This window comes from Streptomyces sp. PTY087I2, assembly GCF_001687325.1.
Lineage (GTDB): Bacteria > Actinomycetota > Actinomycetes > Streptomycetales > Streptomycetaceae > Streptomyces.
Genome location: NZ_LZRD01000003.1, coordinates 112,309 through 137,931 on the forward strand (window position 1 = coordinate 112,309; position 25,623 = coordinate 137,931).

Annotated in this window: 16 protein-coding genes; 6 read left to right on the plus strand and 10 right to left on the minus strand. The window is 72.4% G+C overall.

The annotated features are described in order from the left end of the window. Window positions 1–81: 81 nt before the first annotated feature. The 5 genes from A3Q37_RS03995 to A3Q37_RS04015 form a co-directional block, all read right to left on the minus strand. A complete protein-coding gene (locus A3Q37_RS03995; protein WP_065477550.1) occupies window positions 82–1,224 on the minus strand; it encodes an XdhC/CoxI family protein in 1,143 nt (380 codons plus the stop codon). A gap of 36 nt (window positions 1,225–1,260) precedes the next feature. Then, the gene (locus A3Q37_RS04000) at window positions 1,261–2,718 is read right to left on the minus strand and encodes an NCS2 family permease (protein WP_065477552.1); all 1,458 of its coding nucleotides are present in this window, start codon (window positions 2,716–2,718) and stop codon (window positions 1,261–1,263) included. Window positions 2,719–3,052: 334 nt separating this feature from the next. Further along, window positions 3,053–5,461, minus strand: a complete 2,409-nt coding sequence (locus A3Q37_RS04005) for a xanthine dehydrogenase family protein molybdopterin-binding subunit (RefSeq protein ID WP_065477966.1) — start codon at window positions 5,459–5,461, stop codon at window positions 3,053–3,055. Between the two features lie 56 nt (window positions 5,462–5,517). Beyond that, complete coding sequence (locus A3Q37_RS04010) at window positions 5,518–6,117, minus strand: (2Fe-2S)-binding protein (protein ID WP_010064299.1); 600 nt, start codon at window positions 6,115–6,117, stop codon at window positions 5,518–5,520. Between the two features lie 2 nt (window positions 6,118–6,119). Continuing rightward, window positions 6,120–7,010, minus strand: coding sequence for a xanthine dehydrogenase family protein subunit M (locus tag A3Q37_RS04015; RefSeq protein ID WP_065477554.1), 891 nt, complete (start codon window positions 7,008–7,010; stop codon window positions 6,120–6,122). A gap of 333 nt (window positions 7,011–7,343) precedes the next feature. Between A3Q37_RS04015 and A3Q37_RS04020 the strand changes: the two genes are divergently transcribed. Next, window positions 7,344–9,095 (plus strand): PucR family transcriptional regulator ligand-binding domain-containing protein, encoded by a 1,752-nt coding sequence (locus tag A3Q37_RS04020; protein ID WP_065477557.1) that lies wholly within the window; start codon window positions 7,344–7,346, stop codon window positions 9,093–9,095. A 173-nt stretch (window positions 9,096–9,268) separates the two neighbouring features. Beyond that, window positions 9,269–10,051, plus strand: a complete 783-nt coding sequence (locus A3Q37_RS04025; RefSeq protein ID WP_065477559.1) for a hypothetical protein — start codon at window positions 9,269–9,271, stop codon at window positions 10,049–10,051. A gap of 61 nt (window positions 10,052–10,112) precedes the next feature. Here the strand turns inward: A3Q37_RS04025 and A3Q37_RS04030 are convergent, their stop codons facing one another. After that, a complete protein-coding gene (locus tag A3Q37_RS04030) occupies window positions 10,113–10,889 on the minus strand; it encodes a GntR family transcriptional regulator (RefSeq protein WP_065477561.1) in 777 nt (258 codons plus the stop codon). A 145-nt stretch (window positions 10,890–11,034) separates the two neighbouring features. Between A3Q37_RS04030 and A3Q37_RS04035 the strand changes: the two genes are divergently transcribed. After that, entirely contained in the window at window positions 11,035–11,883 is an 849-nt protein-coding gene (locus tag A3Q37_RS04035; RefSeq protein WP_065477564.1) for a (2Fe-2S)-binding protein, read from the plus strand. Window positions 11,884–12,075: 192 nt separating this feature from the next. Then, window positions 12,076–13,170 carry a DUF2637 domain-containing protein gene (locus A3Q37_RS04040; RefSeq protein ID WP_065477565.1) on the plus strand — a complete coding sequence of 365 codons (1,095 nt, stop codon included), beginning with the start codon at window positions 12,076–12,078 and terminating at the stop codon, window positions 13,168–13,170. A gap of 25 nt (window positions 13,171–13,195) precedes the next feature. On the opposite strand, the gene A3Q37_RS04045 is transcribed toward A3Q37_RS04040, so the two are convergent. Continuing rightward, window positions 13,196–13,561 (minus strand): ATP-binding protein, encoded by a 366-nt coding sequence (locus A3Q37_RS04045; protein WP_065477566.1) that lies wholly within the window; start codon window positions 13,559–13,561, stop codon window positions 13,196–13,198. A gap of 356 nt (window positions 13,562–13,917) precedes the next feature. Here A3Q37_RS04045 and A3Q37_RS04050 point away from each other — a divergent pair, with 356 nt between their 5' ends. Together A3Q37_RS04050 and A3Q37_RS04055 are read left to right on the plus strand one after the other, a co-directional pair. Further along, window positions 13,918–14,352, plus strand: coding sequence for a ribonuclease domain-containing protein (locus A3Q37_RS04050; RefSeq protein WP_065477568.1), 435 nt, complete (start codon window positions 13,918–13,920; stop codon window positions 14,350–14,352). A gap of 89 nt (window positions 14,353–14,441) precedes the next feature. Further along, window positions 14,442–17,555, plus strand: a complete 3,114-nt coding sequence (locus A3Q37_RS04055) for a glycoside hydrolase family 38 C-terminal domain-containing protein (protein WP_065477570.1) — start codon at window positions 14,442–14,444, stop codon at window positions 17,553–17,555. A 6-nt stretch (window positions 17,556–17,561) separates the two neighbouring features. Here A3Q37_RS04055 and A3Q37_RS04060 read toward each other — a convergent pair whose 3' ends face one another. The 3 genes from A3Q37_RS04060 to A3Q37_RS04070 all read right to left on the minus strand — a co-directional run bounded on the left by A3Q37_RS04060 (window position 17,562) and on the right by A3Q37_RS04070 (window position 25,433). Then, window positions 17,562–19,304 carry a pyruvate dehydrogenase gene (locus A3Q37_RS04060; RefSeq protein ID WP_065477572.1) on the minus strand — a complete coding sequence of 581 codons (1,743 nt, stop codon included), beginning with the start codon at window positions 19,302–19,304 and terminating at the stop codon, window positions 17,562–17,564. Between the two features lie 113 nt (window positions 19,305–19,417). Continuing rightward, window positions 19,418–21,463 (minus strand): protein phosphatase 2C domain-containing protein, encoded by a 2,046-nt coding sequence (locus A3Q37_RS04065; protein ID WP_065477574.1) that lies wholly within the window; start codon window positions 21,461–21,463, stop codon window positions 19,418–19,420. A 199-nt stretch (window positions 21,464–21,662) separates the two neighbouring features. Continuing rightward, on the minus strand, window positions 21,663–25,433 hold the full coding sequence (locus tag A3Q37_RS04070; protein WP_065477576.1) for a S8 family serine peptidase: 3,771 nt from the start codon (window positions 25,431–25,433) through the stop codon (window positions 21,663–21,665). Between the last annotated feature and the right edge of the window lie 190 nt (window positions 25,434–25,623).

The window sequence follows — 25,623 nt, forward strand, 5'->3', positions numbered from 1 at the left end:
GGGTGACCGCTGCGTTCCGGGCGGGCGGGAAACCGCCGTGGCGGTAACCCGCCCGGGACGGACGGGGTGGTGACGGGCGTTTCAGGCCACCGAGGCGAGCGGCTGTCCGCTGCTGTCGTGGTGGATGGGGGTGTGGGCCCCGGTGAGCGGTACGCCGCTGCCGCCGCGCCGGACCGCGACGATCTCGGCGGCGATGGACAGGGCCGTCTCCTCCGGCGTACGGGCGCCGAGGTCGAGGCCGATCGGCGAGTGCAGCCGGGCGAGTTCGCGCTCGGACACCCCGACCTCGCGGAGGCGGTCGTTGCGCTCCAGGTGGGTGCGGCGCGAGCCCATCGCGCCGACGTAGGCCACCGGGAGCCGGAGGGCCGCCTCCAGGAGCGGTACGTCGAACTTGGCGTCGTGGGTGAGGACGCAGAGCACGGTACGGGCGTCGGTCTCGGTCCCGGCGAGGTAGCGGTGGGGCCACTCGACGACGATCTCGTCGGCCTCGGGGAAGCGGGCGGCGGTGGCGAAGACCGGGCGGGCGTCGCAGACGGTGACCCGGTAGCCGAGGAACTTCCCGGCCCGGACGAGGGCCGCCGCGAAGTCGATGGCACCGAAGACGATCATGCGGGGCGGCGGCACGCTGGACTCGACCAGCAGCTCGATGGGCCGGCCGCAGCGGGAGCCCTCCGCGCCGATGGCGAGCGGTCCGGTGCGGCCCGCGTCCAGCAGGGCCCGGGTCTCGGCGGCGGCGGTCCGGTCGAGCGCCGGGTGGCCGCCGAGCCCGCCCTCGTAACTCCCGTCGGGGCGGACCAGGAGCGGCAGGCCGAGCATGTCCTCGGGCCCGTCCGTGACCCGGGCCAGGGCGGCCGCCGTCCCCTCCGCGGCGGCCGCGAGCGCGGCGGCGAACACCGGCCGGGCGGGGTCGTCCGCCCGGACCGGGGTCACCAGGATGTCGATGATGCCGCCGCAGGTCAGGCCGACCGCGAAGGCGTCCTCGTCGCTGTAGCCGAAGCGCTCACGGACGGGCCGGCCGTCCTCCATGGCCTGTTGGCACAGTTCGTACACGGCCCCCTCCACGCAGCCGCCGGAGACCGACCCGACGGCCGTGCCGTCGCGGTCGACGGCGAGGGCCGCGCCGGGCTGCCGGGGCGCGCTGCCGCCGACCGCCACCACGGTGGCGACGGCGAACTCGCGTCCCTGCGAGACCCACCGGTGCAGCTCTTCGGCGATGTCCAGCATGGCGTTCTCTCCTTAAGCGGGAAGGGGACCCGGGCGTCAGTGGACGCCCAGCCAGCTCTCGATCGGGTTGAGGGCGAAGAAGACGATGAAGATCACCGTCAGCCCCCACATGAAGGCCCCGACCTCACGGGCCCGGCCCTGGGCGAGCTTGATGGCGCTGTACGAGATGACACCCGCGGCGACACCGGTGGTGATGGTGTACGTGAAGGGCATCAGGACCACGGTCAGGAAGACCGGGATGGCGACGGAACGGTCGCCCCAGTCCACGTGCCGGGCGTTCTGCATCATCATCGCGCCGATGACGACGAGGGCGGCGGAGGCCACCTCGGTCGGCACGATCGCGGTGAGCGGGGTGAAGAAGAGGCAGGCGGCGAAGAAGAGGCCGGTGACGACGGAGGCGAACCCGGTCCGGGCCCCTTCGCCGACGCCGGTGGCCGACTCGACGAAGACCGTCTGGCCGGAGCCCGAGGCGACACCTCCGATGACACCGCCGGCGCCGTCGATGAACAGCGCCTTGGACAGGCCCGGCATACGGCCCTTGTCGTCGGCGAGCTTGGCCTCGGTGCCGACGCCGATGATGGTGGCCATGGCGTCGAAGAAGCCGGCCAGCACCAGGGTGAAGACGATCATGCCGACCGTCATCACGCCGACGTCGCCCCAGCCGCCGAACTCGACGTTCCCGAAGAGCGAGAAGTCCGGTGTGGAGACCGCGCTGCCCTCCAGCTCCGGCGGGCCGCTGCTCCACGTCTTGGGGTCGATGTCGACGATCGTGTTGATGACGATCGCGACCAGCGTGCCGACGACGATGCCGATCAGGATCGCGCCGGGGATGTTCCGCGCCTGGAGCATGAAGATGAGCAGCAGGGTCACGCAGAAGATCAGGACGGGCCAGCCGGCGAGCTCACCGGCCGGGCCGAGGGTGACGGGGGTCGCCTCGCCCTGGTGGACGAATCCGGCCTTGTAGAGGCCGATGAGGGCGATGAAGAGCCCGATGCCCATGGTGATGCCGTGCTTGAGCGCGAGCGGGATCGCGTTCATGATCATCTCGCGGAGGCCGGTGACCACCAGGAGACAGATCACCACACCGTAGATCACACACATGCCCATGGCCTGCGGCCAGGTCATGTTGGGCGCGACCTGCGAGGCGAGCACACCGGAGACGCTGAGCCCGGCGGCGAGCGCCAGGGGCACCTTGCCGACGAAGCCCATGAGCAGGGTCGTCGCGGCCGCCGCGAAGGCGGTCGCGGTGATCAGGCCGGGCTGGCTGAGGAGGTTGCCGTTGACGTCCTCCCCGCCCAGGATCAGCGGGTTGAGCAGAAGGATGTACGCCATCGCCATGAAGGTCGTGACGCCGCCGCGCAGTTCGCGCGCGACCGTGGATCCTCGTTCGGATATGTGGAAGTACCGGTCGAGCCATGATCTTCCGGCGGGGACGCGCGAGCCGGGGCCCGCGCCTTCCGGGCTGGTTTTCGGTTCCACTGACTGCTGGGTCATGATGCCTGACTCCCAAGGTTCACAGGGGCACCCGCTTGGAGATTCCTGAATGCGGGATTTGGGATGACTGCGTCGGCTGCACGACCCGGGGACGGCCGGGACGGACTGTTGAAGCAGAACGGATGTGCCGGCGGCACGGATGATCCGTGAGGCGCTGCCGTGCTCACGGGCACGGCGGAGAAGAACCGCGAGCGGTGCGGTACTCGGACCTCCGGGCGGTGCGGGGTGCGGAAAAGTGTGACGTTCTCGGCGCTGCGCACCGCCCGGAGAGTTGGGGGGGGGACCGCTCGGAGGCTGCCGGGTGACGACCGGTGGGAGGTCACCCGGCAGGCTCTCAGGTGGTGGTGAGGTGTTCGGGCCGCACCGGTGTCCTGTTGAGCTCAAGGCCCGTCGCGTTCCGGATCGCCGCGAGGACGGCCGGGGTGGACGACAGGGTGGGGGCCTCGCCGATGCCTCGCAGCCCGTAGGGGGCGTGCTCGTCGGCGAGTTCGAGCACGTCGACCGGGATCGTCGGCGTGTCGAGGATCGTGGGGAGCAGGTAGTCCGTGAAGGAGGGGTTGCGCACCTTCGCGGTCTGCGGGTCGACGATGATCTCCTCCATCACCGCGACGCCCATGCCCTGGAGGGTGCCGCCCTGGATCTGGCCGAGGACGGAGAGCGGGTTGAGCGCCTTCCCGACGTCCTGGGCGCAGGCCAGTTCGATAACCTTGACCAGGCCGAGTTCGGTGTCGACCTCGACGACGGCACGGTGCGCGGCGAAGGAGTACTGGACATGGCCGTTGCCCTGTCCGGTACGGAGGTCGAAGGCTTCGGTGGGCCGGTGGCGCCACTCCAGCTCGATGTCGATGACCTCGTTCTCCAGTACGTCGGCCAGGTCCGCGAGGACTTCGCCGCCGTCGGTGACGACCTTGCCGCCCTCCAGGAGGAGTTCGGCGGTGGCCCAGGCCGGGTGGTAGGTGCCGAACTTGGTGCGGCCCAGCTCCAGGACCTTCTCCCGGACGGCTTCGCAGGAGTTCTTGACCGCGCCGCCGGTGACGTACGTCTGACGGGAGGCGGAGGTGGATCCGGCGGAGCCGACGCGGGTGTCGGCGGGGTGGATGGTGACCTGGTTGACGCCGAGTTCGGTCCGGGCGATCTGGGCGTGGACGGTGACGCCGCCCTGGCCGACCTCGGCCATCGCGGTGTGCACGGTGGCGACCGGTTCACCGTTGATGACCTCCATCCGCACGCGGGCGGTGGAGTAGTCGTCGAAGCCCTCGGAGAAGCCGACGTTCTTCAGGCCGACCGCGTAGCCGACGCCCCGGACGACGCCTTCGCCGTGGGTGGTGTTGGAGAGGCCGCCGGGCAGGGCGCGTACGTCGACGGAGGTGCCCTCGGCGCCGGCCGTCAGCCACTCCTGCTCGGGCGGCAGCGGGCGGGCCTTGACCCGGCGCAGCAGCTCGGCGACCGGGGCCGGCGAGTCGCAGGCCTGTCCGGTGGGCAGCAGGGTGCCCTGCTCCATGGCGTTGAGCTGCCGGAACTCCACCGGGTCCATGTCCAGCTTCGCGGCGAGCTTGTCCATCTGCGCCTCGTAGGCGAAGCACGCCTGGACCGCGCCGAAGCCGCGCATCGCGCCGCAGGGCGGGTTGTTGGTGTAGAGGGCGATCGCCTCGATGTCGACGTCCTCGATCTTGTACGGGCCGACCGAGAGCGAGGAGGCGTTGCCGACGACGGCCGGGGAGGCGGAGGCGTAGGCCCCGCCGTCCAGGACGATGCGGCACTTCATGTGCGTGAGCTTGCCGTCCTTGGTGGCGCCGTGCTCGTAGTGGAGCTTCGCCGGGTGCCGGTGGACGTGGCCGAAGAAGGACTCGAACCGGTTGTAGACGATCTTGACCGGCTTGCCGGTGCGGAGCGCCAGCAGGCAGGCGTGGATCTGCATCGAGATGTCCTCGCGGCCGCCGAAGGCCCCGCCGACGCCGGAGAGCGTCATACGGACCTTGTCCTCGGGGAGGCCGAGGACGGGGGCGATCTGGCCGAGGTCCGAGTGCAGCCACTGGGTGGCGACGTACAGCTCGACGCCGCCGTCCTCGGAGGGCACGGCGAGCCCGGACTCGGGGCCGAGGAAGGCCTGGTCCTGCATGCCGAAGACGTACTCGCCGGTGACGATGACGTCGGCGCGCTTGGCGGCCTCGTCGGCGTCGCCGCGGATGATCGGCTGGCGGTGCACGATGTTGGGGTGCGGGACATGGCCGATGTGGTGGTCGTCCCGGCCCTCGTGGACGAGCACGGCGTCCGGGGCGGTCGCGGAGGCCTCGTCGGTGATGAGCGGCAGCTCGCGGTACTCGATCTTGATCTTGGCGGCGGCGCGGCGGGCCGTCTCCGGGTGGTCGGCGGCCACGATGGCGACCGGCTCACCGTGGTGGCGGACCTTGCCGTGGGCGAGAACCGGGGTGTCCTGGATCTCCAGCCCGTAGTTCTTCATCTCGGCGGGCAGGTCGTCGTACGTCATCACGGCGTAGACGCCGGAGGTGGCCAGCGCCTCGGAGGTGTCGATGGAGACGATCTCCGCGTGGGCGACGGTGGAGCGCAGCGTCTGGCCCCACAGCATGTCCTCGTGCCACATGTCGGAGGAGTACGCGAACTCGCCGGTGACCTTGAGGGTGCCGTCGGGGCGGAGCGTGGACTCGCCGATGCCGCCCTTGGTGGGCGAACCCTGGGTGATCTTGGTCGGGGTTCCGGACGGCACGTTCTGGGCCTTCGGCATGGTGGCCGCGGGGCGCGTCGTCGCTTCGGGGCGGGTAGTGGCTTCGGGGCGCGTCGTCATGACTGGACCGCCTCTCCCTGGCGGGCGGCCGCGAGGCGGACCGCGTCGAGGATCTTCTCGTAGCCGGTGCAGCGGCAGAGGTTGCCGGAGAGCGCCTCGCGGATGTCCTGGTCGGACGGGGAGGGGGTGTTCTCCAGCAGTTCGTCGGCGGCGACCAGCAGGCCGGGGGTGCAGAAGCCGCACTGGACGGCTCCGGCGTCGATGAACGCCTGCTGGATCGGGGCCAGTTCGACGGCCTCGCCGGTCTGGCCGTCGGTGGGCCGGGCCTGCCAGCGCTTGGCGGAGTCCAGGGTGGTGCCGCAGGCGCCGGAGGCGCAGCCGCCGCCCGGGTGGGCGTCCTCGCGGTGCTTGGCGTAGTCGGCGAGACCCTCGACGGTGACGACCTCGCGGCCCTCGACCTGTCCGGCGGCCACCAGGCACGCGCAGACCGGGACGCCGTCCAGGCGGACGGTGCAGGAGCCGCACTCGCCCTGCTCGCAGGCGTTCTTGGAGCCGGGCAGGCCCATGCGCTCACGCAGGACGTAGAGGAGGGACTCGCCCTCCCACACGTCGTCGGCTTCCTGCTGACGGCCGTTGACCGTGAAATTGACTCGCATGGTTACGCAGCTCCTTCCAGCGTGCGGCCCGCGCCGCGGTACTGCTCCCAGGTCCAGCCGAGCGTGCGGCGGGCCATGATGCCGACCGCGTGCCTGCGGTACTTCGCCGTGCCGCGCACGTCGTCGATCGGGTTGCAGGCGCCGGACGCGAGAGCGGCGAACTGCTTGGCGATCGCGGGGGTGATGATCTTTCCGCTCTCCCAGAACCCGCCCTCCTCCAGCGCGGCGTTCAGGAAGGCCTCCGCCTCCTTGGCCCGGATGGGCGTCGGGGCGGCGGAGCCGATGCCGGTGCGCACGGTGCGGGTCTCGGGGTGCAGGGCGATGCCGAACGCGCAGACCGCGATGACCATGGCGTTGCGGGTGCCGACCTTGGAGTACTGCTGCGGTCCGTCGGCCTTCCTGATGTGCACGGCGCGGATCAGCTCGTCCGGCTCCAGGGCGTTGCGCTTGACGCCTGTGTAGAAAGCGTCGATGGGAATCAGCCGCGTACCGCGTACGGATTCGGCCTCGACCTCGCAGTCGGCGGCGAGGAGGGCCGGGTGCGCGTCACCGGCCGGCGAGGCGGTGCCGAGGTTGCCGCCGACGCCGCCGCGGTTGCGGATCTGCGGGGAGGCGACGGTGTGCGAGGCGAGCGCCAGACCGGGCAGCTCGGTCCGCAGGTGCTCCATGATGCTGCTGTACGGCACGGAGGCGCCGAGCCGCACGCTCTCCTGGCCCACCTCCCACTCGGACAGCTCACCGATGCGGTTCAGGTCCAGGAGGTACTCGGGCCGCCGGTGGTCGAAGTTGATCTCGACCATCACATCGGTGCCGCCCGCGATGGGTACAGCCGTGGGGTGCTCGGCCTTGGCGGCGAGCGCCTCCTCCCAGCTGGCGGGGCGAAGGAAGTCCATGAGTGGCTCTCTTCTTCTCAATCGGTCGTTCGCCGGGGCCGGGGACGGCCTGCCCTGACTGGCTCGTTCATGTGGTGTTCACGTGGTGTGTGGCCCAGTACACAAGCCAGGACCCGACCGGTGCAGTCACCGAAACACTGAAGGAGTTGGCTGGTGTCCGCCCTCGTCTTGTAGATTCGAACGAATGACGGGGATCGGTAACCTCACCGCAATTCACAGATACCCCGTTCGCACCACGCTCCCCCACCCCACGGCCCCCTTCACCCACTTCCTTCCCACCTGTTCCCCTGACGAGCTTCACCTGCTCCCCTACGAAAGATCGGCGGCGACGAGATGCGGCTGCGCGCACTGCTGGAGACCGATGCGCTGGGCCTGCGGCTGCTCGGCGGCGAGGACGAGCTGGACCGCGCGGTCCGGGGCGTCATGACGACCGACCTGCGCGACCCCAGCCGCTACCTCTCCGGCGGCGAACTGGTGCTCACGGGCCTCGCCTGGCGCCGGGACGCGGCGGACTCCGAGCCGTTCGTCCGGATCCTGGCGGGCGCCGGGGTGGCCGGGCTCGCGGCCGGCGAGGCGGAGCTCGGTGACATCCCCGCCGATCTCGTCGAGGCGTGCCGCCGCCACCGTCTGCCCCTCTTCGCGGTGCACGAGACCGTTGCGTTCGCAACGATCACGGAGTACGTCGTACGTCAGGTCTCCGGCGAGCGGGCGGGCGATCTGGCGGCGGTGGTGGACCGGCACCGGCGGCTGATGACCTCGGGCCCGGCGGGCGGCGGCCCCGAGGTGGTCCTGGACCTCCTCACCTCCGACCTGGACCTGCGGGCCTGGGTGCTCTCCCCCACCGGCCGCCGGATCGCCGGGGCGGGTGCCCCGCTGCCCGGACCGCTGGGCGCGACGCTGGCCGGGCACCACCTGGCCGCGACCCGGACCGGCCGCCGGGCCCCGCACCGCGCCGCGGTCGCCGGTACGACGTATTCGCTCTTCCCGATCCGGAACACCGGCCGGGGCGCTGTGCCGGCCGCCCGTGACGTACGGGAGTCGGTGCTCTCCGACTGGCTGCTGGCGGTCGAGGCGGACGCCTCGGACTGGCCCGCCGCCCGGCTCGACCTGCTCCAGGGCGTCACCCAGCTGATCGCGGTCGAACGCGACCGCCGCGACGCGGCCCGTACGGTGCGCCGCAGGCTCGCCCAGGAGGTGCTGGAGCTGGTCCAGGCGGGCGCCGCCCCCGCCGAGATCGCGGCCCGGCTGCGGGTCGCCGCACCGGTCCTGCTGCCCGGCCTCGGCGTGGCCCCGCAGTGGCAGGTCGTGGTGGCCCGGGTCGACTGGAGCGCCTCGGGCCAGGCCGCCGCCGCGGGCGAGATCGCGAGCGGTCCGGTGGCCCAGGCGCTGCTGGAGGAGATCCTCGTCGACCCTGCGGTCAGCGGCCCCGACTCCGCCGACCGGATCGCCGTCGCTCACACGGGCGAGGAGGCCATCGCCCTGGTGCCGCTGCCCGCGATCGTCACCGCGGCCCCGGAGCCCGGCGAGGACGAGGAGGGCGACGGAGCGCGGGCGGACGGCGAGGATGCCGACGCCCTGGCCGGGGAGCCCGGACTCCACGCCGACGCGCTGCTCGCCGCCGTACGCGAACCGCTCTCGGCGGGGCTCGCCGACGACGGCCGGCTGACACTGGGTGTCAGCGCGGCTGTGCATTCCGCCGAAGGGCTGCGCGGCGCGCTGGAGGAGGCCCGGCACGCCCGCCGGGTGGCCGCGGCCCGTCCCGGGCGGGTCTGCGCGGCCGGCCACCACGAGCTGGCCTCGCACGTGCTGCTGCTGCCGTTCGTCCCCGACGATGTCCGGCGCGCCTTCACCGCCCGGCTGCTGGACCCGCTGCGCGACTACGACCGGCGCCACCGGGCGGAGCTGATCGAGACGCTGGAAGCCTTCCTGGACTGCGACGGTTCCTGGACCCGCTGCGCGGCCCGGCTGCATCTGCACGTCAACACACTGCGCTACCGCGTCGGCCGCATCGAGCAGTTGACGGGGCGTGACCTTTCGCGCCTGGAGGACAAGCTCGACTTCTTCCTCGCCCTGCGCATGAGCTGACTCTCCGGCCGCGTACGGGGTCCGCCGGGGCCCCGCCGCCCTCCGCGCGATTGTGAAATATTTCACCTGACATTGCCCGGACCTCTTGGCCCGGAGTGCCGATCCATGCTGAGATGCGCCTTACCCAACAGCACAATGGCGCGCTCGGGGAGGGCAATGTGGCGCATACCGCCATGTCTGGTTCCGGAACGACAGCAGATGACGATCCGCCGCTCCAGACCGCGGTATGGCGCCTGCGGTCGCGCGCCTGCTGGACGGACGCGGCCGCACTGCTGGAGCACGACGCGGGCACCGACCCGGCCGCGGCGCTCCAGCGCACCGCGCTGCTGACCGAGCGGTGTCTCTACACCGGGCAGGGCTGGACCGAGGCCGAGGACGCCCTGCGCACGGCGGAGGCCATCGCGCGCAGCGACGACGAGCGCGGCGCCGCCGCCTCCGAGCGGGGCCATCTGGCGTACGCCTCCACCCTCCTGGCGGTACGGGACCGGGCCGACGAGGCGAGCGTGGCGCTCAGCCGGTCGGCGGCCCTGCTGGCTCCCGCGTCGCCCGCCCGGCCACTGCTGGACTTCCGGCGCGGGCTGATCGCCCAGAACATCGCGGAGTCGCCGCAGGCCGCGCGCGCCGCCTTCCGCCGGGCGCACGCCGGTGCGGCGAACCTGGGCGACGAGCTCCTGCTGTCGTCCACCTGGCGGCATCTGGCCGCGCTCGCGCTGCGCGAGGGGGAGCTGGCCGAGGCCCGGCACGGCTTCGCGGAGTCGCTGCGGATCCGGGAGGAGCTGGGGTTCCTGGTGGGGACGGCCCCGGCGCTGATCTCGCTCGCGGAGGCGGAGGACGAATCGGAGGCGGCCCGGCTGCGCGCCGAGGCCGGCCGGCTGTTCCGGCTCCTGGGCGGCGTGCCGACCTGGCTGGCCCCGTATCTGGGGCCCCCGGCCCAGCGCACCGCCGAGGCGAGCTGAGCGGAGACGGGGCTGATCGGCGGCAGGGCTGACCGGTGGCGGGCTGATCGACCCCGCCCGGTCAGCCGTCCGCGCCGGTGAAGTGTTCGCGGACCAGGGCCTGGACGACGGTGAGGTCCTGGGCGATCAGGGCGTCGAGCAGGGCGGTGTGCTCGGCGGCGTCGGCCAGCAGCTCGGCCCGGCGGGTGGCGGGGCCCGCGACCAGGGGCCACTGGGCCCGCCGGTGCAGTTCGTCGGCGATGGTCACCAGCTGCTCGTTGCGCGACAGGGTGAGGACCGCCCGGTGGAAGGCCCGGTCCGATTCGGCATAGGCGGCCCGGTCCCCCACGGCCGCCGCCGCGACCGTGGCCTCCGCCAGCGGGCGAAGAACGCTCCAGCGGTGCGCCGGGACCGTACGGGCCAGGCTCAGCATCACCGGGACCTCGATCAGCGCCCGCACCTCGGCCAGCTCGGCCAGCTCGCGGGGGCCGCGCTCGGTGACCCGGAAGCCCCGGTTCGGCACGACCTCGACGGCGCCCTCGACGGCCAGCCGCTGCATGGCCTCGCGCACCGGCGTGGCGGAGACCCCGAAGCGGGCACCGAGCGCGGGGGCGGAGTACACCTGGCCGGGCACCAGCTCCCCGTCGACGAGGGCGGCACGCAGGGCGTCCAGGATCTGGCCGCGCACGGAGTGGCGCCGTACGGCACGCGGCGCGGGGGGCTCACTGTGGGTGTGCTCGCCCCGGGCCTGCTCCGGCACCCGCTCCCGCGGTACGCGGGCGGCGCTCCCTGAGACGTAGGGGAACGCTCCGGGGGCGTACGCCGGACGTGCGCCCTCGCGCGCGCTGCCCTGCTCCACCGGACCTCCTCCGTCTGCCGCGGGCCGACTCGCGTGCGTCGGACCTCCTGTGCACGATAGAGGGAGGAGGCCGCGGTTCAAACATCGATGGCGTCGGGTAAGGTAAGCCTTACCTGCAAACGATCCCGATTCGGTGGTCCCCTGCATGACCCTCTCCCCGCCGTTCACCGGTGCCGCGACGTCCCCCGTGACCGCCGCGTACACCCGCCTGACCGAGGTGTTCCCCGGTCTGCGGGCCGATGTGCTCGACGGCGACGCCGTCGCCCCGTCCGGCGCGGGCTGGGTCGGCGCGGCGGAGCTGGCGGCCGGTGGAGCCGCCGTGGACACCTTCCTGGCCTGGGACAACGCCCAGGTGCTGCGCGACTACGGCCAGCAGGCCCGCCCGGACGTGGTGGCGAGCTTCGGTCTGCACCGGTACGCCTGGCCCGCCTGTCTGCTGGTGACCGTGCCGTGGTTCCTCCAGCGCCGGGTGCCCCGGATCCCGGTCGAGGACGTGGCCTTCCAGCGGGCGCTGGGGCACCTGACCGTGCGGGTGCGGGAATTCGCCTGCCTGCCGGACGACCCGGCGGCCACGCTGCCCGGGGCCCGGGTCGTCCCGGACGAGGCGGCGCTGCGGGCCGAGGTCCTGGCCTCGCTGACCGAGCACCTCGGGCCGGTGCTGGAGGGCTTCGGACCGCGCATGCGACGCGGAAAGCGGGCCCTGTGGGGGATGGCGACGGACGAGATCGTCGAGGGCCTCTGGTACGTCGCGCATCTGATGGGCGAGGAGCGCCGCGCGATGGCCGAGCTGGAGCTGCTGCTCCCCGGCACGACGAAGCCGTACGTCGGCACCGCGGGCTTCCGCGAGCTGACCGGGCCCGACGGGCAGTCGCTGCCGACCCGGGACCGGGCGAGCTGCTGCCTCTTCTACACCCTGCGCCCCGAGGACACCTGCGTGACCTGCCCGCGTACCTGTGACGCGGACCGGGTGCGAAAGCTCGCGGCAGCTTCCTGATCCACACCGCCCGTCCGAAGGACGTGGAATCGAACACAACCCGGCTCGACCGGGCGGGAGTTCGAGAAGATTCCACCCATCGATAGCCTCTCCTTCCCCCATGGCGTGCTCTTGTCCCGAAACCACCGGAGCGGGACGGGAATTCCGTCACGATGGCGCACGAAACGCCCTACGTGACGCAAGGGACCGCGCATGAGACTGACCGACATATCGCTTGACTGGCTGCTTCCGGGCGCCGTACTGCTCGTGGGGGTCATGGCGGCGGTGACGGTGGTCGCACGCGGTAAGCGTGCCAAGGCCGCGGCCGACGACTCCTGGGAACGCAGCGAGGAACGCCGCAGACGCAAGGAAGCGCTGTACGCCACTGCCAGTTACGTCCTGCTGTTCTGCTGCGCGGCGGTCGCCGCCGCGCTCTCCTTCCACGGGCTCGTCGGCTTCGGCCGGCAGAACCTGAACCTCAGCGGCGGCTGGGAGTATCTGGTCCCGTTCGGACTGGACGGGGCCGCGATGTTCTGTTCCGTGCTGGCCGTACGGGAGGCGAGCCACGGAGACGCGGCGCTCGGCTCCCGGCTGCTGGTGTGGACGTTCGCCGGGGCCGCCGCCTGGTTCAACTGGGTGCACGCCCCCCGGGGCATGGACCACGCGGGCGCTCCGCACTTCTTCGCGGGGATGTCCCTCTCGGCCGCGGTGCTCTTCGACCGCGCGCTGAAGCAGACCCGCCGTGCGGCGCTGCGCGAACAGGGCCTGGTGCCCCGTCCGTTGCCGCAGATCCGGATCGTCCGCTGGCTGCGGGCCCCCCGGGAGACCTTCGGCGCCTGGTCGCTGATGCTCCTGGAGGGCGTCCGCACCCTGGACGAGGCGGTGGACGAGGTGCGGGAGGACCGGAAGGAACAGGAGCAGGACCGGCTGCGCCGCCGGGACCAGGCCAAGCTGGACCGGGCCCGCATCAAGGCCCTGAACCGGCAGAACCGGGTCTGGGGACGCGGCCGGGGCGGGCAGCAGGCGGATGTGCCCGCCCTCGCCCCGGCTTCGGGCGGCGCGGCGCCGCCCGTCGCGGAGCCCGCCATAGCAGAGCCGGGTCAGCTGCCTCTGCGACCCCGGCCATCCCTGCAAGCCGTCGGCCCGAAGCAGACGGCCGATGGTTCGAGCCCGAAGAGCCTGGACGCGCCGAACCAGGGAAATGATCCGCGGACCGTCGACCTCACCGCCGAGGACGACACCCAGACGATTCCCCGGCTCGACTCGCTGGAACAGAAACTGAAGGATCTGGAGCAGCAGTTCGGCTGATCCTCATCGCCCGGCGGAGGGCCCCTCAGGGCCTTCCGCCGTGCAGCTCGAACCAGACGGTCTTGCCCAGGGCCTGTGCTTCCACGCCCCAGGCGTCGGCCAGGCTCCGGACCAGGATCAGGCCCCTGCCGTGCGTACCGTCGTCGGCGTTCGGTACGTACGGCGCGGGCAGATCCTCGGACGCGAAGTCCTGTACCTCCACCCGCAGTCGGGCGGCTGTCGCCGTGGCGGTGACCACGGCCCCGTGCCGGGTGTGGATGAGCGCGTTGGTCACCAGCTCGCTCACCAGCAGCTCCGCCGCGTCGGTCTGTTCCTGACCGGAGCGATGTCGGAGGAACTCCCGCAGCTCCCGGCGGACCTCCCCCACCGCCGACCGCTCGGCGTGCCCCACTCTTCGGCGCATCCGGGCCGGCTGCGGCACCTCACCCGGTCTCCGGCCCCGCGGGCCGCGCCCCTCGACGACCGTGGTCCTCTTCTGACGCTTCGCCATTTCCCCCGCCCGCACAGTGAACCGACCTCCTTCGATCCGGCTGCCCGTCGAACAGCCTCACGGGATGCATGCCCCTGTACGCACACGGTCACGCTTGCGGATCCATCAATAAGTGAACGGTCGGGAGCGGCGAGGGGCGCACGGAACATCCCACCCGCGCACGCCATCACCACATAGGCGCAGCTGCGGTTAACGTCCGGCGAATACACCCGAGTTGACGTTGACGGCGCAACTTCTACGCGCGTCATCATGATGGCATGCGCATCCCCCCACGCATCACCCGGCTCGGCGGCTCGGCCGCCCTCCTGTCCCTTCTCCTCGCCTCGGGCCCGGTCACGGCCCAGGCCGCCACCCCGGCGACGACCTCCACGACCGCCTACTCCGCGACCGCGTTCCGGGCGGCGGCGGTGGGCAGCATCTGCTACTCGGCCCTGCCGTCCCAGGCGCACGACACCCTGGATCTGATCGACCAGGGCGGGCCGTTCCCGTACGAGCAGGACGGCACGGTCTTCCAGAACCGCGAGGGTCTGCTGCCCGATCAGTCCACCGGCTACTACCACGAGTACACGGTCATCACGCCCGGCTCACCGAATCGCGGCGCCCGCCGGATCGTCACCGGCGAGCGGAACGAGGAGGACTACTACACCGCCGACCACTACGCCTCCTTCGACCTGGTCGACCACGGCTGCTGAACCCCGCTTCCGAGGGGTGTTCCACACGCTCCGCGGGAAGGGAACCTGAGCTGTCACGCCAGGACCCCACACCTTCCCGAGGAGCTGTGATGCACGACGACCGCACCCTGGTGGAGGGCCGCCTGGAGAGGGCCCTCCACCAGTTCGTCCGCCCGGCCCAGTACGCCGCCCGCACCCCGCTCACCGTGTCCGTGTGGCACGTTCCGGGCGAGCCGGTGCCGGTGGCGGAGGCCCTCGGGGCGGACTTCGCGCCGTTCACGGCCGGTACGGAGTGGGGGAAGCCCTGGTCCACGAGCTGGTTCCGGCTGCGGGGAGCGGTGCCCGGGGAGTGGTCGGGGCGCCGGGTGGAAGTGGTCGTCGACCCGGGGTTCACGGGCCAGGGGCCGGGATTCCAGGCGGAAGGGATGCTGTACGACCATCTGGGCATCCCCCTCAAGGGTGTTCATCCCCGCAACCGGCACCTGACGCTCGCGCACCCGGCGGCGGGCGGGGAGCCGGTCGATCTGCTCCTGGAGGCGGCCGCCAATCCGGCGGTCCTGGAGCACGGTTTCGCCCCGACCCCGCTCGGTGACGTGCTGACGTCCGGCGACCGCCCCCTGTACCGCTTCGCCTCAGCCGACCTCGCGGTCCTCGACGAGGAGGTCTGGCACCTCGTCCTGGACGTCGAGGTGCTGTCCGAGCTGATGCGCGAGCTGCCCGACGACCGGTCGCGGCGGCACGAGATCCTGCGGGCGCTGGAGTCGATGCTCGACGCGCTGGATCTGCACGACGTCTCCGGCACCGCGACGGCGGGCCGGGCGGCGCTGGCCGAGGTGCTGACGCGGCCCGCCTCGGCGAGCGCGCACCGGATCTCGGCGGCCGGGCACGCGCACATCGACTCGGCGTGGCTGTGGCCGCTGCGCGAGACCGTCCGCAAGGCGTCCCGTACGTTCGCCAATGTCACCGCCCTCGCGCGGGACTACCCGGAGCTGGTTTTCGCCTGTTCGCAGGCCCAGCAGTACGCCTGGGTGAAGGAGCACCAGCCGCGCATCTGGGAGCGGATCAAGGAGGCGGTGGCGGCGGGGCAGTGGGCACCGGTCGGCTCGATGTGGGTGGAGTCGGACGCCAATATGCCGGGCGGCGAGGCGCTGGCCCGCCAACTCGTGCACGGAAAGCGGTTCTTCGAGGAGGAGCTGGGCGTCGAGACGGAGGAGATCTGGCTGCCGGACTCCTTCGGCTACACCGCCGCCTTCCCTCAACTGGCAAAGCTGGCGGGGGTGAAGTGGTTCCTCACCCAGAAGCTGTCCTGGAACCAGCACAACAAGATGCCGCACCACACGTTCTGGTGGGAGGGCATCGACGGCACCCGGGTCTTCACGCACTTCCCGCCGGTCGACACGTACAACGCCCAGCTCCACGCCCGCGAACTGGCGCACGCGGAGAAGAACTTCGCCGACAAGGGGCGGGCGACGCGTTCGCTGGTGCCGTTCGGCTGGGGCGACGGCGGGGGCGGTCCGACCCGCGAGATGCTGGAGCGGGCCCGGCGGCTGCGGGATCTGGAGGGCTCGCCGCGGGTGACGGTCGAGAAGCCCTCGGCGTTCTTCGCGGCGGCCGAGGAGGAGTACGGGGAGCGCGCGCCCGTCTGGTCGGGCGAGCTGTATCTGGAGCTGCACCGGGCCACGTACACCACGCAGGCGAAGACGAAGCAGGGCAACCGCCGCAGCGAACATCTGCTGCGCGAGGCCGAGTTGTGGGCGACGGCGGCCGCCCTGCACTCCCCCTCCTACTGCTATCCGTACGAGCGGCTCGACCGGGTGTGGAAGACGGTGCTGCTGCACCAGTTCCACGACATCCTGCCCGGTTCGTCGATCGCCTGGGTGCACCGCGAGGCCCGGGACACCTACGAGGAGGTGCGCGCCGAGCTGGCGGACCTGGTGGCCGAAGCGGTGACCTCGCTGGGCGCGGCCGAGGGCATGGTGGCGCTCAACTCATCGCCGTACGACCGGGTCCAGGTGATCGAGCTGGACGCGGAGGCGGCCGGGGTGCTGCCGTCGGGGGCACACGTCCAGGCGTTGGGAGAGGGTCGGGCCGCGGTGCTGGCGCGGAGTCCGGGGCTCGGGGCGGGGCTGCTGGACGGTGCGGCGGTCCCGGAGCGCCCGGTGACGGCGGAAGCCTCGGGTTCCGGTGACATCGTCCTGGACAACGGGCTGTTGCGGGTGGTGGTGGACGGCGACGGGCTGGTCTCGTCGGTCCGCGATCTGACCGCCGGGCGCGAGGTGCTGGTCCCGGGAGCCCGCGCCAACCTCCTCCAGCTGCACCCGGACCACCCCAACCACTGGGACGCGTGGGACATCGACCGGCACTACCGGAACACCCGCACCGACCTCACCGCCGCCGACTCGGTGTCCCTGGTCGAGGAAGGGCCGCTGCGGGCGTCGGTGCGCGTGGTCCGGTCGTTCGGGAAGTCGACCGTCGTGCAGGAGCTGCGGCTCGCGGCGGGGGCCCGGCAGCTCGACATCGACACCGAGGTGGACTGGCAGGAGTCGGAGAAGGTCCTCAAGGCGGCCTTCCCGCTCGACGTCCACGCCGAACGGTCCACCGCCGAGATCCAGTTCGGCCATGTCCACCGGGCGACTCATGACAACACGTCCTGGGACGCGGCGCGTTTCGAGATCTGCGCCCACCGCTGGCTCCGGGTCGCCGAGCCGGGCTACGGGGTCGCGCTGCTCAACGACTCGACGTACGGCCACGATGTGACCCGCACCCCGCACCCGGACGGGCTGGGCACCACGGTCCGGCTCACGCTGCTGCGCGCCCCGCACAGCCCGGACCCGCACACCGATCTGGGCGTGCACCGCTTCCGCTACGCGCTCGCGCCGGGCGCGGAGGTGACGGACGCCGTACGGGAGGGCCTCGCGCTGAACCTCCCGCTGCGGGCGGCGGTGGCCCCGGTGGCGCCCGCGCTGGTGTCGACGGGCAGTCCTGCGGTGACGGTCGAGTCGGTGAAGCTCGCCGAGGACCGGAGCGGGGACGTGATCGTACGGCTCTACGAGTCGGCGGGCGGCCGGGCGCGGACCCGGCTGACGGTGGCGTTCCCCGTGGCGGAGGCCCGGATCACCGATCTGCTGGAGCGGCCGCTGCACCCGGCGGAGACCGACGAGGCCGGACTGGTCCTCGACCTGCGGCCGTTCCAGATCCTGACGGTGCGCCTGACCCCGGCGTGAAAACCCTCAAGGGCGGGGCACGTTACGGAGGTTGGAGCGGGCCATCTGGAGCATCCGGCCCACTCCGCCGTCCAGCACGATCTTGCTGGCGGAGAGCGCGAAGCCGGTGACCATCTCGGCGCTGATCTTCGGCGGGATGGAGAGCGCGTTCGGGTCGGTGACGACGTCGACGAGCGCGGGCCCCTTGTGCTTGAACGCGTCCTTGAGGGCGGACTGCAACTGCTTGGGCTTCTCCACGCGTACGCCGTAGGCGCCGGCCGCGCGGGCGATGGCGGCGTAGTCGGTGTTCGCGTTGGTGGTCCCGTACGACGGCAGTCCGGCCACCAGCATCTCCAACTCGACCATGCCGAGGGAGGAGTTGTTGAACAGGACGACCTTCACCGGCAGGTCGTACTGGACCAGGGTGAGGAAGTCGCCCATCAGCATGGAGAATCCGCCGTCGCCGGCCATCGCGACGACCTGCCGGTCCCGGTCGGTGAACTGGGCGCCGATCGCCTGCGGCAGGGCGTTGGCCATGGAGCCGTGGCTGAACGAACCGATCACCCTGCGCTTGCCGTTGGGCGTCAGATAGCGGGCGGCCCACACATTGTTCATGCCGGTGTCGACGGTGAACACGGCGTCCTCGTCGGCCATGTCGTCCAGCACGGAGGCGACGTACTCGGGGTGGATCGGGACGTGCTTGTCGACCTTGCGGGTGTAGGCCTTGACCACACCCTCCAGCGCGTTCGCGTGCTTCTTCAGCATCCGGTCGAGGAATTTGCGGTCGGACTTGGGCTTCACCCGGGGGACGAGACAGCGCAGGGTCTCGCGCACATCGCCCCAGACCGCGAGGTCGAGCTTGGATCGGCGGCCGAGGTGTTCGGGGCGTACGTCGACCTGGACGATCTTCACATCGTCCGGGAGGAAGGCGTTGTAGGGGAAGTCGGTGCCGAGCAGGATGAGGAGGTCGCACTCGTGGGTCGCCTCGTAGGCGGCGCCGTAGCCGAGCAGCCCGCTCATCCCGACGTCGTACGGATTGTCGTACTGGATCCATTCCTTGCCGCGCAGCGCGTGCCCGACCGGGGACTTGATCTTCTCGGCGAACTCCATGACCTCGGCGTGCGCCCCGGCCGTGCCGCTGCCGCAGAACAGCGTCACCCGTTTGGCCTTGTCCACCATGCGGCAGAGCTTGTCGATCTCGTCGTCGCTGGGGCGTACGGTCGGCCGTTCGGTGACGAGGGCGTGCTCGATGGACTTCTCGGGGGCGGGTTTGTCGGCGATGTCACCCGGCATGGTGACGACGCTGACGCCGCCCCGGCCGATGGCGTGCTGGATCGCCGTCTGGAGCAGCCTGGGCATCTGCTCCGGGTTGGAGATCATCTCGTTGTAGTGGCTGCACTCCTGGAACAGCAGCTCGGGGTGGGTCTCCTGGAAGTAGCCGAGGCCGATCTCGCTGGAGGGGATGTGCGAGGCGAGGGCCAGCACCGGGGCCATGGAGCGGTGCGCGTCGTACAGGCCGTTGATCAGATGCAGATTGCCCGGCCCGCAGGAGCCCGCGCAGGCCGCGAGCGAGCCGGTGACCTGCGCTTCGGCTCCGGCGGCGAAGGCGGCGGTCTCCTCGTGCCGGACGTGGATCCAGTCGATGGACGGGTTACGCCGGATGGCGTCCACGACGGGGTTCAGGCTGTCGCCGACGACACCGTACAGACGTTTGACGCCCGCCCTGGCGAGGATGTCGACGAACTGCTCCGCCACGTTCTGCTTGGCCATGGGTGCGCGCCCTTCCTTGCCCGTGCTCCGTGCACGTCGGTTGTCCGGGACCGGAGCCCGGCGAAACACCGTTCCGCCGGGCTCCGGAATCCATCAACCCACGGGGCGCGCGGTTACGCCTCCCAGACGGCGGCGCAGGTGCGGTCGTCGGCGTACCCCTTGATACGGAGCTGGGTGTCGGCGAGGAAGGCGGGCAGTCCGGGCGGTCCTTCGCTCCCCCAGCGCTCGGCGAGCTCGCCGGGGAGGGCGGGCTCGCCGCGCATGGGCTCGGCGAGTCCGTTGCTGCACAGCATGAGCGTGTCGCCGGGCCGCGCCACGGAGGCCCGGAACCGGAAGGGCTGAGCGGGCGGCTGCGGGGGCCCTTCGACGTTCGGCGACGCCGGACCGGTGATCTGGAGGTCCATGGTCAGCCGGTCCCCGTCCGGTCCCGCCTCCGGCTCGTCGCCGGGCCGCGCGGCCGGGCCGCCGCCCTCCGGGATGAAGGGCTCCAGGTCCTGCCAGAGCCCGTCGCGGAGCCGGAAGAGGCCGCCGCTGCCGACGCCGAAGAAGACCCGGGTGCGGCAGTCGGGGTCGGCGGAAAGGAGGAGGCAGCGGAGACTCGCGGTGTACGCGTCGGGTTCGACGCCCAGTTCGGCGGCGCGGGCGCGGAGCTTGCCGTACGTACGGTCGGTGAGCCGGTGCAGCCCGGACTTCAGGTCGCCCCGGCGCCCCGCTCTTATGTCCTCCGACAGCCGGAGATGGCTGCGGGCGACGGCCCCGCCGATCCAGCGGCAGGCGTCGGCCGCGGCGAGGTGCGCCGCCTCGCCGTCGCGCCTGCCGCCCGCCACGGCGACGAGGACGAGGGCGCTCTCGGCGGCCCCGAACCGGGCGGTGAGCAGCCCGTCGCGCCGGGGTTCGCCACGGAACCGCGCGGAGTCGCCGCGCACGGAGGCGGCGCGCAGGGTGTACGTCCCGTAGCGCGCGCCGTCGAGAACGGTGTCGGGGACGAGCCCTTCGAGGTTCTCCGAGGTGGCGGAGGGCAGGGCGGCGGGTTCGGCGTCGTAGGTGGGCGGCCGGTCCCCGAGATGCGCGACGGCGGGCCGTACCCCGGCGTCAACCGTGGGCTGCGGCGGCAGTTCGTGCAGCGAGCTGGGGTCGGCCGCGAGGCCGACTTGGGCCGACGCGTCGCCCTCGGCCTCGGCCGGACCGGGCACCCGCGGCACGGCGAAGGTCCGGGGCCCGGCCTGCCCGCCGGGGGCCTCCCAGGGCGCGGGGAAAGGGGTGGTACGGGGTGCGGTGGGTGGGGGCGGCGGGGTCGGCGGCGCCACGCGGGGGTCCGGCACGGGGGCGGGGGCCGGGGCGGCCGTCACGGGCGGGGCGGGGGCCTCCGCCGGGCCCGGGGCCCGGGCCGGCCTCGGGTCCTGGGCCGGGTCCGGGTTCTGGGCGGGGTCCGGGTCCTGGGTGGGCCTCGGGCTCCGGGCCGGCCCCAAGTCCTGAACGGGCCCCGCCGGCACGGACGGATCCGGGATCACCGCCGGGACGGGGGCCGGCGGAGCGGAAGCCGGTCCCGCTGACGGGTCCGGGGCCGGGGACCGGCCCGGGCCCACGCCCAGGTCCGGAACCCGGGCCGGTCCCGGGACCTGGGACGGGTCCGAGTTCACTGACGGGCCGCGGGCCACTCCGGGATCCGGAGCCGCAGCCGCAGCCGCTGCCGGTCCCGGGGCCGCGGACAGTCCTGCGGCCGTTGACGGGCCGGGAGCCGCTCCGGGGCCCGGGCTCGGATCCCGGGCCGCGCCCGGGTCCGGCCCCCCACCCGGCTCCCGCTGCGCCACCACGGACCGACCCTGCTCGGACGGCAGCCGATACGCCTCCCGGTCCGGGCCCGGGGGCTCGTAACGGTCGGTGTACGGGCCCTCGCCCTCGTAGCCGTCGCTGTCCGGGGACTCGTAGCGGTCCGCGAACGGGTCCTCGTAGGCGTCCCCGTACGGGTCGCGGACCGTTTCGCGCGCGGTGGTCCGGCGGGTGTCCGCCGGGCCGCTCACCGTGTCCGACACGGAGTCGAAGCGGTCGTCGAGGCTGTCGGCCGCGCGGCTGGGACCGGTGTCCGGCGCGGACTCGTCGTACAGCTTGCGCCACCAGTCGTCCTCGTGGGCGGCGGGCTTCTCCCCCTGCTGACTCATGCCCTTATTGTCCACCGCGAAGGCGGCCCGAAAACGGGGCATCGGGAAAAAGTGGCCCATAAACAGGGTCCGCCGGGCGGCCCCACCCCCCACGGGAAGGACGCCCGGCGGACCGGTCGGAACGATCGGCATCTCGGCGTTTCAGCCGGTCATATGCTCAGCCGATCTTCGGTTTCAGCGGTTCGTCGTGCCCCGCCCTTCAGCGCACGGCATAGGCGTCCGTCACGGTCTGGACAACGGAGTTGCCGTTCGCGTCGGTCAGTTCCGTCCGCAGCGTGACGGACTTGCCGGACGCGTCCGCGTGGTCGACGGTCGCCGTCCAGCGGCCGCCCTGGTGCGCGGTGGTGGCCGCGTGCCAGGTCTCGCCGCCGTCGTAGCTGAACGAGACCTTCGCGGCGGTGAGTTCACCGGGGGTGTACCCGGCGTGCCCGGTCGCGGTGAGCCCGATCCGCCGGCCGTCCTTCGCGGGCACCGTCTTCATGCCGTCGGTGGCCACGTCGTAGCGCGGGAAGAGCAGCGGGAGCCCCTGCGACGCCACGTCCGGCTTCCGCTCGGAGCGGAAGCCCCAGGTGGTCTCCGTCTGCGTGGACCGCTTCCAGACCGCGGCGGGCGAGCCGATCTTCGTGGTCATCAGGGTGAGTTCGTACGCGGCGTCCTCGGCGGGGACGGTGAAGACCCCGAACGGGTAGCCGCTCTCGCCGATGACGTCGCCCTCCCGCTTGAGCCGCATGTTGCCGATGTCACCGAACGAGCCCTGCTGGCCCACGTGTTCGGAGTCGGTCGTGAAGGCGGGGGCGACGCCGATCAGGTTGTCCTGCCGTTCACCGGCGAGCAGCTCCGCGCCCTTGGCGTCGCGCGGCGCGCCGGGGACCAGCAGGCCCCGGTACCACTCCTCCGTCGTGGCCCGGCCCGCCTGGTACGTACGGGCGTTGCCGGTCATCAGCTCGCCCCACGGGAAGCTGGAGGAGAGCATCTTCTGCCAGACCGTGTCGCCCGCCGTGTAGTACTCGGTGCGCTTCCCGGGGGCGGCGACCAGGGCGAGGGAGGAGGCGCTGTAGGTCGCGCCGTAGGGGCGGGAGACGAGGAGCGTGTCGACGAAGTCGGCGGCCACGCCCATGGATTCATGGGTGGAGACGACCGAGCCGAGCTTCTTGTCGCGGACCTTGTAGGTGCGGTCCGAGGTGAGCTGTCCCTTCTCCGGGAACGACAGGTTGTAGACGAACGGGCTGACGGCGGTGGCGGTCCAGGAGACCTCCGCCTTGCCCTTGCCGAGGGCCGTCTTCAGCGTGGCGGCCTCGTCGGCGCGCAGGCCGAGGACCGGCAGGGGCGAGGCTCCGTAGCCGAGGGACGGCTGCCAGTCGCCGGCCGAGGGGCGGTGCACCAGGAGCGCTTTCGCCCCGGCGGCCTGGGCGTCCCGTGCCTGGGCGAGGACGCCCGGGGCGTCGTCGCCGACCTTCACCAGGGCGATCCGGTCCTTCGCTCCGGCGGCCTCCAGCTCGGCGGCGCTGCCCGCACCGGCGTCGACGACCTCGGCGCGGCCGGTGCCGTCCAGGTTGTCCGAGCCGGTGGTGGCGGGCCTGGGGTGCAGGGCGGCTCCGCCGACCAGGGAGAACTTCTGGATCTGCGGGGCGTAGGCGCGCCAGAAGGAGGTGAACTCGAAGTCCCCGTCGCGGGCTTTGCCCTGGACGTCGACCAGGTATTCCTTGATGATCCCGGTGCCGGAGATGGATCCGGAGTGCAGCCAGGTGTCGTCCCAGGAGCGCCCGAACGCGAGGGTCGCGCCGCGTGTCTCGGCGACCCGGTCCTCGGTCCGTACCGTCAGGCGGTGGGCCTTGCGGGCGTCGAGGACGAGGGTGGTGTCCTTGGTGACGTTCAGCTGGGGGCGGGCCAGATAGCCGACGGACCCGACGAGCCGACCCGTCGGGTCGGTGGTGTCGGGCGAGGCGATGAAGCTGGAGACGAAGTACGCGCCGGGCCGCACCTGGAAGGTCTGGTCGGGGGCGCCCTCGTTGAAGCGACGTTCGCCGGAGGCGGTGTCGGTGCCGATGAGGTCGAGGGAGGAGACGCCGTCGGCGGGCTTTCCGGTGCGGTCGACGAGCTTGACGCGCAGGGTGACGGTCTCCGGCGCCACGTACAGGGAGAACGGGGTGGAGACCTTCACTCCCCCGGTGGCCGTGGCGAGGACGCGGCCGGTGACGTCGCCGTACTGGGCGGCGGTCAGCCGGGCGGCGGGGTCGAGGGCGAGCGGCACCTCGACGGTCTCCCCGGCGGGCACGGTGACGGACGTGCGGCCGAGCGAGGCGATCTTCGAGCGGACGGCCGAGCCGTCGTTGCCGGTGACGCCCGCGACCTTCAGCGACAGCTTCACCGGCTTGCCGCTCGTGTTGGTGTAGGGAACGGCGACGGTGGTGCGATCGCTCTTGTCCTGCGGCCAGTTGAACGTGCCGCCCTGCACGGCGGGGGCGCCGGTCACGGGCGTACGGATCGCGCGGTCGACGTCGAGGCGGCCGCCTCCGGTCTCGCGTACGTCACCGGGGACGGCGCTGCTCGCCGAGGAGACGAGGGCCGCCTTGATCTGCTGGGCGGTCCACCCGGGGTGACGCTGCTTCACCACGGCTGCCGCGCCCGCGACATGCGGGGTCGCCATCGACGTACCGGACATGGAGCGGTACGCCTGTGAGCCCCGGCCGCCCGCTGCCGCGGCGGAGATCGCGACGCCGGGCGCGGCGATCTCGGGCTTGAGGGTGTGCGAGACGATCGCGGGACCGCGGCTGGAGAAGTTCGCGGTGGAGTCGTCGCGGTCCACCGCGCCCACGGTCAGGACGCCGGGGGCGCAGCCGGGCGAGGAGACGGTGTTGAGGGACGGGCCGAGGTTTCCGGCGGCGACCACGAACAACGTGTCCTTGTTCTTGCCGAGTTCGGCGGCGGCCAGGCTCATCGGGTCGGTGCAGTCGGTGGGTTCGGCGCTGCCGAGGCTCATGGAGACGACGTCGGCCTTGTTGTCGACGGCCCACTGCATGCCCGCGATGATCCAGGAGGCGGCGCCGGAGCCGCTGTCGTTGAGGACCTTGCCGACCATGAGGTCGGCGCCGGGTGCGACGCCCTTGTTCTTCCCGTCGCTCGCCGCGCCGGAGCCGCCGACGGTGGAGGCGACATGGGTGCCGTGGCCCTGGCGGTCGTCGGTGTCGGGTGAGTCGGTGAAGTTCTCCGATGCGGTGATCCGGTCCTGGAGGTCGGGGTGTTCGGCGTCCGCCCCGGTGTCCAGGACGGCGACCTTGGTGCCGGTGCCGTCGTAGCCGGCGGCCCAGGCGCGGTCCGCGCCGACCTGCTTCGTCGACTTGTCGAGACTGGCCTGAACCTTGCGGTCGAGCCAGAGCTTCTTGAGGCCGGAGCCCGCACGGGAGCGGGGTGCGGTGAGGTCGGCCCAGAAGTCGGCGGCGCGCTCCTTGTCGGCCTTGAGGGCGAGTCCGCCGATGATGTCGAGGGCCGCTCCGCGCTCGGCCCCGCGCGGGGTGACGAGGGTGCGGCGGGCGGTGTCGCCGGTGTAGGTGGCGATCAGCGGGACGGAGTCGGCGCGGTGGTCGTCGTACCCCTGGCGGATCAGCCCGGTGACGTTGAACAGCTCCTCGTCCACGGTGCCGGCGGCGAGCGCGGACACGGCGGACTCGGGGTAGACGTACAGGTCCGGGCCGGACTGCCGGGTCTGGACGAGCGGGACGGTGCCGTCCTCGCGGGGCAGCGCGGTGGCGGTGGACGCGCCCGAGGGGTCCGTGGTCACCAGCACCCGGTCGCCGGTGACGAGCGTCAGCGTGACGGGCTTCGGGTCCGTGGCGGCGGTGGCCGCGCTCCCGGTGATCGGTCCGTTCGTGTCTCGCCCGTCCGGTGGCGCGGCCACCGACGGCGCGATCACGGTGACGGCGAGCACGGCGGCGGTCGCCGTTCCCAGTGCCGTACGCGATATCGGGCGCATCGCTCTCCCCAGGTCATTCCGGAACGAAGCAGCCCAAGAGGCCGTATCCCGGAGGTTGTTGGTGCTGCGGTGGCGCCACAGTGGCAGAGGGGCCAGGGGTACGGGGGATGATGTGGGCGGCGGGTTTACGCCGTGGCCCTTTCCCGCCACGCGGGGCCCGCCGCAGGGGCGCCGCGATGCGCGATCAGCC

Bases quoted from the DNA above. Each gene is read 5' to 3' on its own strand.
- A3Q37_RS04000 (WP_065477552.1), bottom strand. From the start codon at position 2,718: ATGACCCAGCAGTCAGTGGAACCGAAAACCAGCCCGGAAGGCGCGGGC.
- A3Q37_RS04025 (WP_065477559.1), top strand. From the start codon at position 9,269: ATGTCTGGTTCCGGAACGACAGCAGATGACGATCCGCCGCTCCAGACC.
- A3Q37_RS04035 (WP_065477564.1), top strand. From the start codon at position 11,035: ATGACCCTCTCCCCGCCGTTCACCGGTGCCGCGACGTCCCCCGTGACC.
- A3Q37_RS04065 (WP_065477574.1), bottom strand. From the start codon at position 21,463: ATGAGTCAGCAGGGGGAGAAGCCCGCCGCCCACGAGGACGACTGGTGG.
- A3Q37_RS04060 (WP_065477572.1), bottom strand. From the start codon at position 19,304: ATGGCCAAGCAGAACGTGGCGGAGCAGTTCGTCGACATCCTCGCCAGG.
- A3Q37_RS04050 (WP_065477568.1), top strand. From the start codon at position 13,918: ATGCGCATCCCCCCACGCATCACCCGGCTCGGCGGCTCGGCCGCCCTC.
- A3Q37_RS04015 (WP_065477554.1), bottom strand. From the start codon at position 7,010: ATGGACTTCCTTCGCCCCGCCAGCTGGGAGGAGGCGCTCGCCGCCAAG.
- A3Q37_RS04010 (WP_010064299.1), bottom strand. From the start codon at position 6,117: ATGCGAGTCAATTTCACGGTCAACGGCCGTCAGCAGGAAGCCGACGAC.
- A3Q37_RS04055 (WP_065477570.1), top strand. From the start codon at position 14,442: ATGCACGACGACCGCACCCTGGTGGAGGGCCGCCTGGAGAGGGCCCTC.
- A3Q37_RS04020 (WP_065477557.1), top strand. From the start codon at position 7,344: ATGCGGCTGCGCGCACTGCTGGAGACCGATGCGCTGGGCCTGCGGCTG.
- A3Q37_RS04005 (WP_065477966.1), bottom strand. From the start codon at position 5,461: ATGCCGAAGGCCCAGAACGTGCCGTCCGGAACCCCGACCAAGATCACC.
- A3Q37_RS03995 (WP_065477550.1), bottom strand. From the start codon at position 1,224: ATGCTGGACATCGCCGAAGAGCTGCACCGGTGGGTCTCGCAGGGACGC.
- A3Q37_RS04070 (WP_065477576.1), bottom strand. From the start codon at position 25,433: ATGCGCCCGATATCGCGTACGGCACTGGGAACGGCGACCGCCGCCGTG.
- A3Q37_RS04040 (WP_065477565.1), top strand. From the start codon at position 12,076: ATGAGACTGACCGACATATCGCTTGACTGGCTGCTTCCGGGCGCCGTA.